General features: G+C 72.1%; 20 protein-coding genes. 6 read left to right on the forward strand and 14 right to left on the reverse strand.

Translation table 11 applies throughout. The features are described from left to right. The coding region (locus E6G06_08935; protein TML91707.1) for a proteasome ATPase at nt 1-562 on the reverse strand (562 nt) is incomplete at its 3' end. Between the two features lie 222 nt (nt 563-784). Between E6G06_08935 and E6G06_08940 the strand changes: the two genes are divergently transcribed. Then, nucleotides 785-1,021 (forward strand): ferredoxin, encoded by a 237-nt coding sequence (locus tag E6G06_08940; protein ID TML91575.1) that lies wholly within the window; start codon nt 785-787, stop codon nt 1,019-1,021. Between the two features lie 28 nt (nt 1,022-1,049). On the opposite strand, the gene E6G06_08945 is transcribed toward E6G06_08940, so the two are convergent. From E6G06_08945 to E6G06_09000, 12 genes are read right to left on the reverse strand one after another with little or no spacing between them, the layout of a single operon-like run. Then, nucleotides 1,050-2,312, reverse strand: coding sequence for a MarP family serine protease (locus E6G06_08945; protein ID TML91576.1), 1,263 nt, complete (start codon nt 2,310-2,312; stop codon nt 1,050-1,052). Next, nucleotides 2,213-2,989, reverse strand: coding sequence for a tRNA (adenine-N1)-methyltransferase (locus E6G06_08950; protein TML91577.1), 777 nt, complete (start codon nt 2,987-2,989; stop codon nt 2,213-2,215). The genes E6G06_08945 and E6G06_08950 overlap by 100 nt, the downstream gene beginning before the upstream one ends. Before the next feature lie 33 nt (nt 2,990-3,022). After that, nucleotides 3,023-3,934 carry an adenine nucleotide alpha hydrolase family protein gene (locus E6G06_08955; GenBank protein ID TML91578.1) on the reverse strand — a complete coding sequence of 304 codons (912 nt, stop codon included), beginning with the start codon at nt 3,932-3,934 and terminating at the stop codon, nt 3,023-3,025. Continuing rightward, the gene (locus tag E6G06_08960; GenBank protein TML91579.1) at nt 3,931-4,131 is read right to left on the reverse strand and encodes a MoaD/ThiS family protein; all 201 of its coding nucleotides are present in this window, start codon (nt 4,129-4,131) and stop codon (nt 3,931-3,933) included. Before E6G06_08960 ends, E6G06_08955 begins: the two co-directional genes overlap by 4 nt. Before the next feature lie 20 nt (nt 4,132-4,151). Beyond that, a complete protein-coding gene (locus tag E6G06_08965) occupies nt 4,152-4,385 on the reverse strand; it encodes a hypothetical protein (GenBank protein TML91580.1) in 234 nt (77 codons plus the stop codon). Then, entirely contained in the window at nt 4,382-4,600 is a 219-nt protein-coding gene (locus tag E6G06_08970) for a hypothetical protein (protein ID TML91581.1), read from the reverse strand. The genes E6G06_08965 and E6G06_08970 overlap by 4 nt, the downstream gene beginning before the upstream one ends. Further along, complete coding sequence (locus E6G06_08975) at nt 4,597-4,935, reverse strand: hypothetical protein (GenBank protein ID TML91582.1); 339 nt, start codon at nt 4,933-4,935, stop codon at nt 4,597-4,599. The genes E6G06_08970 and E6G06_08975 overlap by 4 nt, the downstream gene beginning before the upstream one ends. Before the next feature lie 42 nt (nt 4,936-4,977). Continuing rightward, a complete protein-coding gene (locus E6G06_08980) occupies nt 4,978-5,580 on the reverse strand; it encodes a peptidase S16 (GenBank protein ID TML91708.1) in 603 nt (200 codons plus the stop codon). A gap of 14 nt (nt 5,581-5,594) precedes the next feature. Next, on the reverse strand, nt 5,595-7,058 hold the full coding sequence (dacB, locus tag E6G06_08985) for a D-alanyl-D-alanine carboxypeptidase/D-alanyl-D-alanine-endopeptidase (GenBank protein ID TML91583.1): 1,464 nt from the start codon (nt 7,056-7,058) through the stop codon (nt 5,595-5,597). Further along, entirely contained in the window at nt 7,055-7,468 is a 414-nt protein-coding gene (locus tag E6G06_08990; GenBank protein TML91584.1) for a PaaI family thioesterase, read from the reverse strand. Before E6G06_08990 ends, dacB begins: the two co-directional genes overlap by 4 nt. 5 nt (nt 7,469-7,473) lie before the next feature. Further along, the gene (locus tag E6G06_08995; GenBank protein ID TML91585.1) at nt 7,474-9,045 is read right to left on the reverse strand and encodes an acyl-CoA synthetase; all 1,572 of its coding nucleotides are present in this window, start codon (nt 9,043-9,045) and stop codon (nt 7,474-7,476) included. A gap of 11 nt (nt 9,046-9,056) precedes the next feature. Next, entirely contained in the window at nt 9,057-9,881 is an 825-nt protein-coding gene (locus E6G06_09000) for a TetR/AcrR family transcriptional regulator (protein ID TML91586.1), read from the reverse strand. Between E6G06_09000 and E6G06_09005 the strand changes: the two genes are divergently transcribed. From E6G06_09005 to E6G06_09015, 3 genes are read left to right on the forward strand one after another with little or no spacing between them, the layout of a single operon-like run. After that, the gene (locus E6G06_09005) at nt 9,736-10,518 is read left to right on the forward strand and encodes a hypothetical protein (GenBank protein ID TML91587.1); all 783 of its coding nucleotides are present in this window, start codon (nt 9,736-9,738) and stop codon (nt 10,516-10,518) included. The two genes, E6G06_09000 and E6G06_09005, sit on opposite strands and share 146 nt — an antisense overlap. A gap of 4 nt (nt 10,519-10,522) precedes the next feature. Beyond that, entirely contained in the window at nt 10,523-11,611 is a 1,089-nt protein-coding gene (locus tag E6G06_09010) for an N-acetylglucosamine-6-phosphate deacetylase (protein ID TML91588.1), read from the forward strand. A gap of 46 nt (nt 11,612-11,657) precedes the next feature. Then, complete coding sequence (locus E6G06_09015) at nt 11,658-12,809, forward strand: hypothetical protein (GenBank protein ID TML91589.1); 1,152 nt, start codon at nt 11,658-11,660, stop codon at nt 12,807-12,809. Between the two features lie 3 nt (nt 12,810-12,812). Here E6G06_09015 and E6G06_09020 read toward each other — a convergent pair whose 3' ends face one another. Further along, nucleotides 12,813-14,504, reverse strand: a complete 1,692-nt coding sequence (locus tag E6G06_09020) for a hypothetical protein (protein ID TML91590.1) — start codon at nt 14,502-14,504, stop codon at nt 12,813-12,815. A gap of 196 nt (nt 14,505-14,700) precedes the next feature. Here E6G06_09020 and E6G06_09025 point away from each other — a divergent pair, with 196 nt between their 5' ends. Together E6G06_09025 and E6G06_09030 are read left to right on the forward strand one after the other, a co-directional pair. Next, a complete protein-coding gene (locus E6G06_09025) occupies nt 14,701-15,027 on the forward strand; it encodes a hypothetical protein (GenBank protein TML91591.1) in 327 nt (108 codons plus the stop codon). Next, nucleotides 15,024-16,448: a GMC family oxidoreductase gene (locus tag E6G06_09030; protein ID TML91592.1), complete on the forward strand. Its 1,425-nt coding sequence runs from the start codon at nt 15,024-15,026 to the stop codon at nt 16,446-16,448. Before E6G06_09025 ends, E6G06_09030 begins: the two co-directional genes overlap by 4 nt. Nucleotides 16,449-16,451 lie beyond the last annotated feature (3 nt).

A 16,451-nucleotide genomic window follows, 5' to 3' on the forward strand; every position in this document is an offset into this window, starting at 1 on the left:
CGCCGGCCCGCAACTTCTGACCCAGCAGCTCGTCGGCCAGCTCGACCACGCGCTCCTCGTCGGCCCGGCCGACGATGAGAGCACGCGCGCCGTCGTCGAGCATCTCCTTGAGGGTGACGACCTCGCCCGACACCTCGGTACTCCGCGCCAGCACGACGTTGAGCGACTCGTTGAGCACGACCTCCTGCCCCCGGCGCAGGTCTTCGGTGTCGAGCTCCGGGTGCAGCGCGACGCGCATCTTCCGGCCGCCGGAGAAGACGTCGACCGTGCCGTCGTCGTTGCGGGCCAGGAACGTGCCGTAGGCGGACGGTGGCTGGGTGAGCTTCTCGACCTCCTCGCGCAGCTCCGAGATGTGCTCGCGCGCCTCGCGGAGGGTGTACGAGAGCTTCTCGTTCTGCGAGACGGCCTGGGCCAGCTGTCCCTTGGTCTCGAGCAGCCGCTCCTCGAGCGTGCGGACGCGCTTGGGTGCCTCCTGCAGCTTGCGGCGCAGCTGCACGACCTCTTCCTCGAGCGACTTCGCCTGCTCGAGGAGGGCGGCGACCTGCTGCTCATAGGCACCCAGGCGACGTTCGTACTCGGAGTCGGACGCGGGAACCACCTCCTCGACGGGGGCCTCGAGGCCAACATACACCGGCCCCTCTTCTTCCTCGGGCGTTTGACACCCGGGGTTGACTCGAGTTTTCCTCGCGTTGGCCTGGTAAATTGACAGGGCACCGGGGCATCGGTACGTTCGGCGCGACAGCGTGACGAGCCCCCATCACGGAAGGCAGTTCGGCGCATGGCCATGAAGGTCTGGATCGATCAGGATCTTTGTACGGGCGACGGTCTCTGCGAGGAGATCGCCCCCGACGTCTTCACCCTTCTCGACGACGGCCTCGCCTACGTGAAGGAAGGCAGCAAGGTCTTCAGCGACCCGGGTGGGGTCCAGGGCCTGGCCGCGGTGCCGGCGGGCATGGAGGAAGCGACCATCGAGTCGGCCGAGGAATGCCCCGGGGAGTGCATCTTCATCGAGGTCGAGTAGCGGGCGAGGTCGGTCGGCGCGGAGTCGGTCACGACGTCAGGCAGGGTCCCGTCGCGCGTTGCCCGTTGGGCGTGGCGATCGCGGCTCTGAGCTCCACGTCGGTCAGCGCGTAGGCCGTTCCCGGGCGGTCGGGCGCGATGGCGAAGGCCACGCCGACCACCCTCCCCGCGGTGTCGACCAACGGCCCACCGGAGTCACCCGGCTCGAGGTCGGCCGCGAGGATGAAGACCTGGCGCCGGGTCGTGTGCGAGTCGTAGAGGTCGCGGCCGACCGCCTCGACGTGCTGGCGGATGACCGATGGCGAGACCGCGACCTCGTCCTGTCCGCGCGGATGGCCGAACACCGCGCCTCTCGCGCCGACGTCGGCCGACGCGATCGGCAACGGCTGGAGCCCGAGGCGGGGCACCCGGAGCACGGCCAGGTCGCGATCAGTGTCGAACGACGAGACGGACGCCTGGACCCGGTTGCCACCGAAGATCACGTCGGTGGCGCCCTCGCCGGCGACGACGTGCGCGTTGGTGACGACGACGCCGGGCGCGACGGTGAAGCCGGTCCCGTCCTGCTGGCGCCCGCAGGCGATCCCCTCCACCTTCACGGTCGACGCGATCACACGGTCGACGGTGGCCGGGGTGAGCCCGGAATCGACCGGCGCGGGTCCGGTGTCGGGCGCGGCCTCGAAGCGGCCGAAGACGTGAGGGAAGTTGTCGTCACCGACGAGGCGCCGGAGTGCGCCCAGGGTGTCGGGCGGCCGGGGGAGGACGTCGCTCACCGCCTTCGCCACGCGTGACGAGCGGGCCTGGCGGGCGGGCCATCCCGGCACGTCGGCCATCGCCGGCGTGAGCAGCCAGATGGTGACCAGCACCCCGGCCATGCCCGCCGCCGCGCCCGCGCCGCGATCGATCTGGCGGAGCGGCCCCCGGAGCGGCAGGGCGCGGTGGAGGTTGGCGCCCAGCACGAGACCGATGGCCTGCCCGACGAAGGCCGCGCCGAGGAACACGCCCGACGCGATCAGGAAACGGCTCGACGGTTGGTAGCTCTGCAGCGACTTGACGATGTCGGGAAGGAAGTACGACGCCACGAGGAGACCGATGATGAGCCCGATCCACGAGGTGGCGCGCGCGAGGAACCCGAGACGGTAGCCACCGATGACCGCCGTGACGATGAGGATGACGAGGAGGATGTCGAGCTGGTTCACCGGGCCGCGTCGTTCAACAGCCGGGCGGCCGTGAGGAAGCCGGTGTGGGCGACCATGCGGTGGTCGGGTCGCACCGACTGACCCTCGATGTGCCACGAGCGCTGCAGCACCTCGATCGTCTCGGCCATCGCGAACGCGCTGTGGTCGAGCGCCTCGCGCAGATGGGCCACCTGGCCGATGGTCGGGAGATAGGCGGCGATGATCCCGCCGGGGTGCAGCGCCGCCTCGGCGTGCTTGACCACGCGCCAGGGCTCGGGGAGGTCGAGCACGACACGGTCGAGGTCGGTCTCGTCGATGCCCGCGTAGACGTCGCGCTCCTCGACTCGAAAGTCCACCTGGTCGCCCAGGAAGGACCGGACGTTCGCCGTGGCGCGCGCCGCGAAGTCGGCCCGCAGCTCGTACCCGACGACCGACGCGCCGGTCCGGAGCATCGTCATCGAGAGCGCACCGGAGCCGACGCCCGCCTCGAGCACGCGCACGCCGTCGTGGATGTCGGCGAGCATGAGCAGCGGGCCCAGGTCCTTGGGATAGATCACCTGCGCCCCCCGCGGCATCTTGAGCACGAAGTCTGCGAGCGTCGGGCGCATCGCCATGTAGCGCGCGCCCGAGCTCGAGCGCACGGAGACGCCCTCCTCCCGCCCGATGAGATCGTCGTGCGCGGTCACCCCGGTGTGCGTGTGGAACTCGCCGCCCTCGGCGAGGAGCACGAGGTAGCGCCGCTGCTTGGCGTCGACCAGCAGCACCCGCTCACCGGCCCGGAACGGCCCCCTCATCCGCGCCGCCCGACCATCAAACCCGCTCGGTCATCAGTCGCCGGAGCGCGCGGCCCGGTCGACCAGCTTGCAGAACGCACAGACCTCGCCCGGCGTCGGCGCCCCGCACTGCGCGCACCGGCGCAGCCCCTCCTGCTCGGCGCGCGCGACCGGTGTGAACATCGACGAAACCCGGTCGAGGAAGCCGAAGTAGAACGCGGACTTGGCGCCCGGCGACTGGTCCTCGATGGCGTTGAGCGCCTCCTTGTAGCCGAGGTGCTTGTTGCCCACGGCCATGGGGCACTCCTCGACGATGTAGTCGATGCCGCGCAGCACGCAGTAGGCCGCGGTCTCGCGTTCGCCAAGGCGCACGAGGGGCTTCACCTTGCGCACGAAGCCGGTGGACGCGGGGAGAACAGGGAGCTGCCGCCCCAGGTAGTCGGTCGCCCAACGCAGGACGTTGCCGAAGAGCACAGCCGCCTCGTCGTCGAGGTTGTGGCCGGTGGCCACGACGTCGTAGCCGCCGTCGACCGCAGCCTGGTTGAACAGATGTCGCTTCGAGAGCCCGCACGCGGAGCACGGCGCCCGGCGCGCAGCGCGGGCCCCGGTCGGGATGTCATAGCCGAAATCGGTGGGCAGGTCGACCTCGACGAGGTGCGCCTCCCGCCGGGCCGCGAACGCCCGCGCGTGGGCCGCGGAGGAGTCGCTGTAGCCCTCGATCCCCAAGCCGAGGTAGAGACCGTCCGCCGGCACGTCGAGGTCGAGGAGGATGTCCCACAGCGCGAGCGAGTCCTTGCCGCCCGACACCGCGACCAGCACCCGCTCGCCGGGGCCGATCATCGCGAAGTCGTCGAGGGTGCGCCTGACCTGCTCGCGGCAGTGCCGGATGAAGCAGTCCGCGCAGAACCCGGCGTTGTGGCGGCGAACCTCGATCACCGCGGGCTGCCGACAGCGCCGGCACTTCACCTTGCTCCTCCCGAGATCACCGGTCGGACCTCCACCGTGTCGGCGTCGTCGAGCGCGGCGTCGCCGGTGACCAGCGTGCCGTCTCGGATGACGAGCACCGACTCGCGGTTCAGCTGCAGCCGATCGAGCAGGCTCTGCACGCGCATGGGCCCCGCCACCTCGATCTCGCGCGTCGGATTGCGCAAGAGGACTCGCACGTCCCCATCTTGGTACGGAATCAGCGCGGTTCGCGCGACAGCACCTCGACCTCGGACCCCGGGTAGGAGATCACGAGCGTCTTCCCCCGGTCGAGCTTCTCCGAGTAGAGCACCTTGGCCTCGCCGCCGAAGAACCGATTGAACACACGGGCTCCGAAGAGCACCACGCCGACCGCCATCCACGGCCGTGAGCCGCCGAGGAACCCGCGCTTCGTGGCGTTACGCGTCAGGTAGCGGCGGACGACGGCCGTCATCCGACGCGCCGGATCTCCACCACGGTGGACAGCTTGCGGCCCCGGCGCCGGCCGCTGAGGAACGCGATGCCGACGACGGCCACGACGACGGCGACGGCGACGATGAGACCGACGCTCTTGGCCGACTCGGTGGCGGTGTCGACGTCACCCCGGATCTCGCGCAGCTTGTTCTCGATGTCGTTCCGCGAGATCTGGCCGTTGTCGACGAGCGTCATTTGCTCGGTCCTCCTCGGTTGGGCTTGCGAGCGCGAATGGTCATGGCCAGGGCGATGATGACTGCGCACCCGAAGGCGGTGATGCCGTACGGCGCCCACGACCAGTTGCCCTGCAGACGGGTCCCGGTCTGGGTCTGGAGGGCGCGCAACCCGCCGAGCAGCATGATGACGGCGCCGAGACCGCACGCGAGCGACCCCGCCACGCCGAAGCCGATGAAGCGACCCAGGCTCTTGACCGGGTCGAGTGTCTCCTGCTTCGCATACGCGAGGACGAGCTCGTACAGCTCGGTGACGTGGGTCGCCAGGCTCTTCTCCTGGCCGGTCGTGTCCGCCATATGGCGCCCGACCTTACTTCCGCGGCCCGCGCACGAGCAGCTTCAACCCCCCGCCGCCCGCGCCTCGAGCACCTCGGCCTCCTCCTCGAGCAGCCTCGCCAGGAGCCGGAGACGCCCGTCGGTGCCCGACGTCTCCAGCACGCGCTGCGCGTCGGCGGGACCGATCGGCGCGAGCGCGGCGATCTGGAACGCCGCGGTCGTCACGTCGAGAGCGAGCTCGACCGTGGCCGGTGCCGCGGGATCGCCGAGCTCGGCCCGCAGGCCCAGGGTGCGTCGCAGCAACCCGTCCGCCGTGGCCAGGAGGGCGCCCGCCTCGGGCCCCGGCGCGGGCTCGGGCAGGTCGTCCACGTCGGCCTGCGGGAAGGGCGCGTCCGGCAGCCAACGGGTCACTGCGATCCGCCGCAGGCCGACCGCCACCAGCGCCCATCGCCCATCGGGCAGCTCGGCCGCCTGCACGATGCGCGCCCGGGTGCCGATCGCGAAGCGCGCGTCGCCGCCGCCGACCTCGCTCCCCCGCTCGATGAGGGTGACGCCGAACTCGCCGTCGCCGTCGAGCACGCGCCGGGTGAGCTCGCGATAGCGCGGCTCGAAGACGTGCAGCGGCAGCACCGCCGACGGGAAGAGCACCGACTCGAGCGGGAACATGGGGAGCCACGCGCTCACGGCTGCCCCGGTCCGAGCTCCCCGGGTGCGGGCCCTTGCGGATAGCCCACGAGCAACACGCCGACGCGGTCGACGAGAACGTGGGCCACGTCGTCACGCGGGTCGTTCACGAGCACCGTGAACGCGAGGCGCTCGTCTCGCGCATCGGTCGCGTAGCCGCTGAGCGCGACGACGCCCTCGAGCGAGCCCGTCTTGGCCGCGACCCGGCCCGCGGCCGGCGTGCCGGCGAAGCGTGCGACCAAGGTGCCGCTGCGCGCGGCCACCGGCAGCAGCGCGCCCAGCCCGTCCGGTCCCGCCTGCGTGTCGAGCAGCGCGGTCAGCGCACCGCACGTGGCGCGGTTGGAGCGGTCGAGCCCCGACCCGTCGGCGAGCACGAGACCGCCGGCGACTCCCCTGCCGAGGGCGCGGGCCATGGCGTCGAGCACCGAGACGCCCGCCGCCGTGCTGCCGCCGCCGCCGAACCGGAAGCCCAGCTCCTTGGTCAAGAGCTCGGCGGTCGTGTTGTCACTGTCGCGCAGCATCTCGGTCACGATCTGACGCATCGGCAGCGACGCGAGCGACGTGACCGCGACCGCTCCCTGGGGCGCGACACCCTCGCCCACACCGGCGACCTGCACTCCCCGCTGAGCGAGGAGCAACGCCAGCCGGGCCACGGCGTCAGCCGCGGGCGCGCTCGCGGGCAACGGCGTCGGGCGGAGGCGCGTGAAGCCACCGTTCACCATCAGCGCGCTGAGGGGCCCCGACTGCCCCTGCTCGACGTAGGCGGGCTTCCACGTCGGCACGGAACGCAACGTGTCGTACCGGTGATCGTCGCCGAGCAGGCGGCCGTGCACCTGGCGTACGCCGGCCGCGACGATCGCGCCTGCGAGGTCTTCCAGCCGGGACGCAGGACGAGGAGCTCCGGAGAGGCCGGCGCTCGCCGCGAAGTCCGCCGTGGCGAGCAGCGGATCGCCGCCCCCGACGACCCACAGGTCGCCGTCGACCACACCGTCGACGGGCAACCGGTCCGCGCGCACGTCGGTGCTGAGCCGGGCGTCGGGACCGATGCGGCGGAGCGCGGTCACGGCCGTGAGGAGCTTGACGGTGGACGCCGGCGCCAGCGCCAGGTCCGGGTGCCGGGCGTAGACCGCCCGGCCGCCGGCGGCGTGGACGACCACGCACGCCCGTCCACCCGTCGTGGCGAGCCGCGCGTCGGCGAGGACCCGGTCGATGCCGTCCTGCAGCCGATGGCCGGCGGCCAGCCGGGCGAGGAAGGCCGGCGCCCGCCGCAGGCTCAGCACGGGCGTGGCCCGCCCCGCGGCGGGTGCATCCGCAGCTCGAGCCGTCCCGCTCAGCGGGCGGAACGGGCCCACCGGCCACGCCAACAGCGCGGCACACACCGCGGCGACGAGGAACAGCGACGTCGCTAGCGCCGAGCGTGCGCGCGGCCGGGCCCTGCGCGCGGCCCCGCGTGCGGTCACTGCTCCCGCGGCGCGAGCAGGTAGGTCGACGTGGCCTTCAACACCATGCGACCCTCGTCGTCGACCACCTCGGCCTCGAGGAACGCGGCCCGCTTCCCGCCGGAGATCACGTGCGCGGTGCAGGTGAGCACCGAGCCCACTCGCGCCGGCTTCAGGAACGACACCTTGAGCTCGGCGTTGGCCGAGAAGACCTTCCGCTCACGCGCGTAGGTGAGGGAGCTCGCGCCCATGGCCGAGTCGGCGAACGCGGCAAGGAACCCACCCTGCACGATGCCCGTGGGGTTGGCGAAGCGCTCGTCCGCGAGCATGCGCCACACCGTGCGCCCGGGCTCACGCTTGTCGACGCACACCATGCCGAGCGTGAGGTCGCAGTTGGGCGGAACCTGTACCCGCGCGTCAGAGGGCGCCAACGTGCCTAGACCTTCGACGCGCGACCCGACCAGTGCTCGTCGCGCAGCAGGCGTTTGAGCAGCTTGCCGCTCTCGGTGCGTGGCAGCTCGTCGCGGAGCTCCCACGAGCGCGGGCGCTTGTAGCCGGCGAGCCGTTCGGCGACGAACGCCTCGAGCGCGACGAGGTCGATCTCACGGCCGGCACGCGGCTGGACGACGGCGTGCACCTTCTCGCCCCACTCGTCGTCGGGCACGCCGAAGACGGCTGCGTCCATCACGTCGGGGTGGGAGTAGAGCACGGCCTCGATCTCGGCCGGGTAGATGTTCATCCCGCCGCTGATGATCATGTCCTTCTTGCGGTCGCAGATGTAGACGAAGCCCTCCTCGTCGATGCGCGCCACGTCGCCGACCGACTTCCACGCCTCGTCCCCGGAAGCGGCGGGCTCGCCTCCGCTCCCGGCGCCGAGCTCGCTGAGCTGCTCCGCGGTCTCGTGGTAGCCGTCCATGGCGAGCGTGGTGCGGATGTAGAGCTCGCCCGGGTCGCCGGGCGGGCACTCGTCACCGGCCTCGTCCACCACCTTGAGTCGGATGTTGCCGTAGGGGCGCCCGCACGAGCCCGGCTTGCGCAACTGGTCCTCCGGACGGAGCACGGTGTCGACGCCGAGCTCGGTGGAGCCGTAGACCTCGAACAGGAAGCCGTCACCCAGCTTCTCGATCACCTCTTGCTTCAACGCGTACGGCACCGGCGCGGCGTTGGCGATCAGCGTGCGCATGGAGGAGCAGTCGGCCCGGGCGAGCTCGTCCTCGGGAAGCGACACGATGCGCTTGAGCTGCGTCGGCGCGCTGAACGTCGACGTCACCCGATGCTTCCGCACCAGACGCACCCACTCGCGCGCGTCGAACTTCCGCATCACCACGACGGTGCCGCCCATGGCCATCGACAGCAGCGCGAACGCGTTCGGGCCCGAGTGGTAGAGCGGGCCGGTGGTGAGGTGGACCTCGTCGAAGCCCATCCGCAGCTCCTGCAACAGCGCGAAGACGAGATCACGGTCGGTGCGCGTGCGCCGTGCGCCCTTCGGCCTGCCCGTGGTGCCGGAGGTGTAGATCATCGTCGCGCCGAGGCCTTCGGCACCCGTCGGCGGAGGTTCGTCGTCGGTGCCGAGCGCGAGGACGTCGTCCCATGAGCGAAACTCGCCGTGGTCGCCGCGATGCACCACGACCTCTCGTACCTTCGGCACCCTTCCGTCGAGCTCGGCGACGATCGGCGCCTGCTCCGCGTCGACCACGACGAGGGCGGCACCGCTGTTGTCGATCACGTACGCCATCTCGTCTGGCGTGAACCGGTAGGCCAGGGGGACCGCCATGAGCCCGAGCTTGCGCGCCGCGTGCATGAAGGCGATGACCTGGCGGCTGTTGGGGCCGCACCACACCGCCACCTCGCCCTTCCGCACGCCGAGAGAGGCCAGGCCGCTCACCAGCCGGTTGACCTCGCGGTTGAGCTCGGCGTAGGTGGTGACGGCGTCGCCCTCGATCACCGCGGCCCGGTCGGGCGCGCTGTCGGCGAAGAGCTGAAGCGGGTCAGGGGCGGCCGTCGACACGCTCGGCGACTCTACTGATCGGGCTGGAGCGCGGCCCGGAAGAACGCACGCACGTGCTCGAGGCGCTGCTCGAGCGCGCTCCGCGTCAGCGGGTCGTGCCCGAGGAGCGCCTCGAGGAACGACACGTCGCTGAAGTACGACAGCAGGGCGCCGTAGCCGGTGTGGAGGAGCTGTTCGGGGTCCTGGGCCCGGAGGTGCCCGGCCGCCATCTCGCGCTCGAAGAACGCGACCGCGCGGGCGAAGAGCGGTTGGAGCACCGCGCCCAGCTCGACGCCGAGCCGGCCACTCCCCTCCAGCGCCTCGCGCCGCACGAGTCGCACGAACTCGGGGTGCTCCATGAAGAAGTGGAAGCCCGCGGTCAGCATGCGGTCGACCATGGGCCAGCCTTCGCGCGGCCCTTCGGCGGCCCCCTCGACCTGGGCGTACCAGTCGCCGAGCGCACCCTCGAACACCTCGCGGTAGAGCGCCTCCTTCGACGGGAAGTGGTGCAGGAGGCTGGGCCGGCGGATCCCCACGGCGGCGGCGATGTCGTTGAGCGACGTGCCCTCGTAACCGTGCTCGGCGAAGCAACGGAGGGCCTCAGCCAGGATGGCACTTCGGGTTGACTGCGCCGGGATCTCCGATTTGGGCGGCGCAGGGTGAGTTGCCGCCACAGGCGCAGGGTAGCCGCCCGCCGCCTGCTGACCACTGATGGTCCCTACCGACCGGTCGGTAGGATACCGTGGGCTGATGCTCAGGTCCCCCCTCGCCGCGGTGGTCGGCGCGGTCCTCGTCACCCAGCTCGCGCTCTTCGTCACGACGATCTGGCTCCACCGTGCGCTCTCGCACCGGGCCATGACCGTGACACCGGGCCTCACCCGCCTGTTCCGGGTCGTCACGTGGATCACCACCGGCATCCGTCCCCGCCAGTGGGTGGCCGTGCACCGCAAGCACCACGCCTACACCGACGTGGAGGGTGACCCTCATTCGCCGGTCCTGATGGGCTTCCCCAAGGTCCAGCTCCTCAACGCCGTGCTCTACCGGCGGGTGGCCCGCGACCGGGCCGAGGTGGCCCGCTACGCGCGGGACCTCCCGGCCGACCGCTGGGATCACCTGCTGTTCGACCACGCGCTGCTCGGCCTGGGGATCGGCATCGCGATCCTGTGCGTGCTGTTCGGCCCGTGGCTCGCGCTGCTCGCCGCGCTCGTGCACGTGGTGCTGTACCTGTCGTTGAACGCCGCCGTCAACGCCGTGGGCCACACCTTCGGCAAGCGGCCCCACCCCAACCGGGCCGCGAACTCCCAATGGCTCGCCTGGCTGGCCGCCGGCGAGGGACTGCACAACAACCACCACGCGGCGCCCACCTCCGCCCGGCTGTCGATGGGCCGGGGCGAGGTCGATCCCGCGTGGCCGGTCATCCGCTTCCTCGTGCGACGCGGGTGGGCAAACGTCCGTCACGCGCAGCCCAAGCTGAAGCAAGCGGTCGCCGCCTGAGCTCATGACCACGCTGGCCGCGGCGAGGGTCATCACACCCGACCGCGTGCTCGAGCCCGGTGTCGTCGAGATCGACCGGGGCCGCATCGTCACCGTCGCGCCGACCTCCGGACCCGTCCCGCCACGCACGCTCGCGCCCGGGTTCGTGGACCTGCAGGTCAACGGCGTCGACGATGTCGACGTGGCGCACGCCCGCGACAGCGACTGGACGAGGCTCGACGCGCTGCTGCTCGCCCAGGGCGTGACGACGTGGGTGCCGACACTCGTCACCGCGCCGCTCGACTCGTTCGCCGCTCCCCTGGCGCGCATCGCCGAAGCCGCGGCCCGGCGCGGCGCGCGCCCAGCGATCGCGGGCGCGCACCTGGAAGGCCCGTTCCTCGGCGAGATGCACGGTGCGCACCCGTCCGACCTCGTGCGCGCGCTCGACCTCGAGTGGCTGGCGGCGCTGCCCGAGACGGTCGCGCTCGTCACCCTCGGGCCGGAGCAAGTGCGCGCGGTCGACGCCATCCGACTGTTGCGCGAGCGAGACGTGTTGGTGGCGCTCGGCCACTCCGCGGCGACGTTCGAAGAGGCGGAGGCCGCCGTCGACGCCGGCGCGCGCCTGGTCACGCACTGCTTCAACGGCATGCCGTCCCTGCACCACCGCACGCCGGGGCTCCTCGGCGCGGCGCTGTCCGACGACCGCCTCGCGGTGTCGCTGATCGCCGACCTGGTGCACGTGCACCCCAGCGCGATCGCCGTCGCGTTCCGAGCCAAGGGTGCGACGCGTGTCGCGCTGATCACCGATGCCGTCGCATGGCGGGCCGCCACGGTCGGCGAGATCGTCGTGCACTTCGACGGCCGGGCGCCGCGCCTGGGTGACGGCACGCTGGCCGGGAGCGCGCTCACGATGGACCAGGCCGTGCGCAACGTCGTCAGCGAGGCCCACGTGCCACTGCCCGATGCCGTCCGCGCCGCGGCGACAACGCCGGCCGACCTCCTCGGTCTCTCTGATCGCGGCCGGCTCGAGCCGGGAGCCCATGCCGACGTCGTGGCGCTCGACGAGTCGCTGGGGGTCGCGGCCGTGTGGGTGGACGGCGAGCGGGCGCGTTAGAGACGTCCGCGTCGGAAGCACGATGGTGCGGCGTTAGCGTGCGGGCATGGCGTACGCCGCGGGACTGTCCGAGCACCCCATCACCGCCGCCGCCGTCGGCGAGGTCGCGGGCCAGGTGCTCGAGGGCCTCGGGGCCGGCCGACCGCCCGACCTCGCGGTCCTCTTCGTCACGGCGCCCCATGCCGGCGCGCTCGAGGACGCCGCCCGCGCCGTGCGCACGGTGCTCCGGCCCGGCGCGCTCGTCGGCTGCGCGGCGGAGACGGTCGTCGGTGGCGACCGCGAGGTCGAGGAGCAGGCGGCCGTCAGCCTCTGGGCGGGTCACACCGGGTCGGTCGCGCCGTTCCATCTCCGGCTGGAGACGACGCCCGACGGCGACACCCTGGTTGGCTGGCCCGACCCGGTGCCGGCGACGCCGTCCGCGCTGCTGCTGCTCGCCGATCCCTTCTCGTTCCCCGCGGACGCGTTCCTCGCGCGCGCCGGCGACGACTTCCCCCACCTGCCCGTCGTGGGGGGCATGGCCTCCGCGGCGCGCGGCCCCGGCGGCAACCGGCTCGTGCTCGACGACCGCGTGGTGGACCACGGCGCGGTGGGCGCGTTCCTCGGGCCCGACGTCGGCGTGGCCACGGTCGTCTCCCAGGGGTGCCGGCCCGTGGGCGATCCCTTCGCGGTTACCAAGGCCGAGCGCAACATCGTCTACGAGCTCGCGGGCCGGCCCGCGCTCGAGCGTCTGCAGGAGGTCGCGCGTCGCGCGTCCGACGACGACCGCCGTCTCCTCGGCCAGGGCGTGCACCTCGGCCGCGTGATCGACGAGCAGCGGGCCACCTACGACCGCGGCGACTTCCTCATCCGCAACCTCATCGGCGCCGACCCCGACAACGGGGCGATCGCGGTCGGCGACCTGGTCGAGGTCGGGCAGACCGCGCAGTTCCAGGTTCGCGACGCGGCGTCAGCCGACGAGGACCTGCGTGAGCTCATGAGCGGGCGGATGGCCGAGGCCGCGCTGCTCTTCACGTGCAACGGGCGGGGCTCGCGCCTGTTCGGCGCGCCCGACCACGACGCGGAGGTCGTCGCCGACACGCTGGGGCACCGCACCGTCGCCGGCATGTCGTGCGCCGGCGAGCTCGGCCCGGTCGGGGGCCGGAACTTCCTGCACGGGTTCACCGCATCGGTCGTGCTCCTCGGCCCGCGTGCCGCGTAGCGGTCAACTGCGCGACGCGCCGCGCGTCGCGAACACGCCCACGACGGGCCGGTCGAGCCGTTTCGAGATCTCGCTGCGTTGGACGTAGTAACCGAGGTCGTCGAGCTCACCGGCGCGGTGCGCCTGCTCCAGCACCGACACGCGTCTCATGAGGCGCGCCCGCTCGCCGAGGGAGACGACGCCCGTATAGCCGACGAGCCGGAGATCCGATCGCGAGGCGAGCTCATCGATCCCGAGGTTCGTCGCGATGGTCAGGATCTCCCGCACCTGGCCCCGCCGATGGACGCGATGCTCGTGGAATTGCACCTCGAGGGTCGGGTCGACCCGGGCCGCAAGGTGGCGGCGCTCGAGCGCCAGCACCATCCCTGCCGCGTAGAAGGTGCTGACGAACGAGGAGCTACGCACGATGACGTCGCCATCGCGTTTGGGAAGCGCAGCGACGACCGAGGGCATGAGCGCGCGCAATCGCACCGACTCCTCCCCGCGAGGGACGCCGCCGCGGGCCGCACTGACACCGTTGGTCACTGCGAGAACGGCAAGCGCGCCGACGGAGACGGGGACGAGCCACCGCTTTTCGACTCGAGGCGCGACCCGGGCCATCCAGGTCCATGCCGTCCAGGCAACGACGACGGCCGCAACCATGGCAAGCACCCACGTCCAGCGCAGCCGGTACGCGAAGACGTCGCCGAGCGTGCGCGCCACGGCCAGGACACCGAGGGCCAGCGCCACGCCCAGGGTGGCCAGCAGCCGGCGCGCATCGGAGCCTCGCCGTCGCCAGAGCACGATCGCGCTCGCCGCCAGCGGGAGGAGCAGCACCGGGATGGGGTTCGAGTAGAGCGACGGGGGCTCTCCGGTGAATGGGCTGGGTGGATCGGCTCCGGTGAGCCACTCCGGCGTAAGCCCGAACTGCGCGCCCATGACGCGATAACCGTCGGCGAGGGTGTGCGCCGACTTCCCCGAGTGGCGGAAGTAGTCGACGACCTCGGTGAGATTGCCGGGCGAGTGGAGGACCTCGTCGAGCAGTGGTGGCAGCCAGAGCACGGAGAGCACCGCCGCGGTGACGAGGCCGGCCCGCGCCAGAGCCGCGAGGCGGTGCGCCCTGGCCAGCGACCAGATCAGCCAGGCGACGCCCCAGAGGACCAGCGGGGCGACGAGGGGCAGGTAGCCGACATGCGTCTGGATGCAGAACGAGCCCACCCCGGCCGTGACCGGAAGGGCCCACGTCTCCCCGCACGTCATCGCCCAGACGAGTAAGACGAGGAGCCCGAACGCGAGGACGGGGATGTACGGGTTCCACGGATCGAGCATGAACTCGGAGCCGAGGGCCCGCACGAGGAGTCCGATGCCGAGGAGCGTCAGCAGCATCAACGACAGGCCACCTCGGCGCCGGGCCACCACGGCCATCCCGGCGATGGCCGCGGCGTTGATCGCGATCGCGCCGACCGAGAGTGCGATCGACGAGCTCCCCATGAGCCGGTAGGGCGCAGCCAGCAGGTAGAAGAGCACGGGGCCCGGGTGGCTCCATCCGTCGCGCGAGACCAGACCCACGAGCACCGGGTGATGACCGACATCTCGGGTGTTCAGCTCGATGAGCGCGTTGTCGGCTGTCGGCGTGTACGTGGCGCCCTTCGTCGCGACGACGAAGACGGCCGACACCGCGAGCGGCAGAAGCGCGAGCAGGAGGGCGAGGCGCATCGTTCCACGACCCCTGGGTGTCGCCGGGAGCGGCTCGGGCTCTGCCGCAGGGCGCGGCAATGAGGAAGTCGGCGCGACGATCTCCCGATCGTAACGGGCACCTCGCGGCCGGTCACCATCGCCACGGCCGGCTCGGGCCGGTCGTCGCACCCACGATGCGACGGGCCAACCGGTCGCCCTCTAAGCTGACGAGCCCATGCTGTGGTTCGAGCGCCAGGTGGTCACGACGCTCACCGCCAACCTCGACGAGGGCCTGCGGGCCGAGGTCGAGGCGTACGTCGACGAGACACTCCGCGCCATGCCCGAGCACCTCCGCGCGGGCATGGCTGCCGAGTCGGTGGCCCTCGGTGCGTGGACGAGAGTTCGCGGCGGCGCCGGCCGGTCGGCGCCCGGCGCGTCGCTCGACCGGTTGGAGTCCAGCCGGCTCGACCCGGTGCGTCAGTACGTGCGTCTGCTCCGCTCCCTCGTGCTCTTCGCGGAGCACGAGCTGGGCCACCGACCCGCCCAGGTCGTGGCGACATGACGACCCTCGACGCCGAGGTCCTCGTGATCGGCTCGGGTGCCGGTGGCGCGGTGACCGCGGCCACCCTGGCCCGGGCCGGGCGCCGCGTCGTCGTGGTGGAGGAAGGCCCCTGGGTCGACCCCGACGCGCTCGAGCCCTTCTCGCTCGAGGAGATGGTGGCCAAGTACCGCCACCGGGGGCTGTCCGCCGCGCTCGGCTCTCCCACCATCGCCTACGCCGAAGGCCGGTGCGTCGGCGGCAGCACCGAGATCAACAGCGGCCTCTGGCACCGCCTCCCGCCGTACCTGGCCGACGAATGGCGGCACACGTACCGCATCGACGAGTTCAGCCCCGAGACGCTCGATCGCTACGCCGAGGGCGTCGAGCGGGAGCTGTCCGTCTCACGGGTGCCCGGCGCGCCGCCGCCGTCGTCGGCCGTCCTGGAACGGGGAGCCACCAAGCTCGGTTGGCGCAACGTCGAGTTCTCCCGGGTGTTCCGCTACGACACGAACGGTCGGGGCGTGAAGCAGACGATGACGCGCACGCTCCTGCCCAGCGCGCTCGACGCCGGGGCATCGCTGATCGCCGATTGCAGCGTGACCCGGCTCCTGCGCAAGGGCGACCGGATCATCGGCGCCCGGTGCCGTCGTCGCCACGCCGGCGGTGCCGTCGAGCACATCACCATCCACGCCGATCACGTCTTCGTCTGCGGCGGCGCCATCCAGACGCCCGCTCTCCTGCAGCGCAGCGGTGTGCGGCACGGCGTCGGCGCCGGCCTCAAGCTGCACCCCACGATCAAGATCGCGGCCCGCTTCCCGCAACCGCTGGACCACGACGGCGTGCCGATGCACCGGATCACGGAGTTCGCGCCGAACCTCACCATCGGCGGCTCGGCCAGCCGGCGGGGACACGTCGCCATGGCCCTCGCGGAATCAGCAGGCGACTACCGCGACGCGCTCGACAACTGGGAGCACGTGCTCGTCTACTACGCGGCCATCCGCAGCGACGCCGGCGGACGGGTCATGGCGGTGCCGGGCGCACGGGCGCCCCTCGTCACGTACCGCCTCACCGAGGCCGACATGAGCCGGCTGGCGCGCGGGCTCGTGCACCTGGGCGAGGTGCTCCTGGCGGCAGGGGCGACCGAGCTGTACCCGTCGGTGGCCGACGGCCTCGTCGCCCGGCGCACCGAGGATCTGGTGGCGTGGTGGGACGCGGTCACGCGCCGCCGCACGAACCTCATGACCGTCCACATGACCTCGACCGTGCGCATGGGCGAGGAGCAGTCGCGGACGGGCGCGGACAGCTTCGGCCGCGTCTGGGGCTTCCGGAACCTGCGCGTCAACGACGCCTCGCTCCTGCCCGACGCCCCCGGCGTGAACCCGCAGTCGGCGACGATGACCATCGCGGCCCGCAACGTCGCCCACTTCCTCGCCGAAGCGTGACCC

It is taken from the genome of Actinomycetota bacterium, assembly GCA_005888325.1.
GTDB lineage: Bacteria > Actinomycetota > Acidimicrobiia > Acidimicrobiales > AC-14 > AC-14.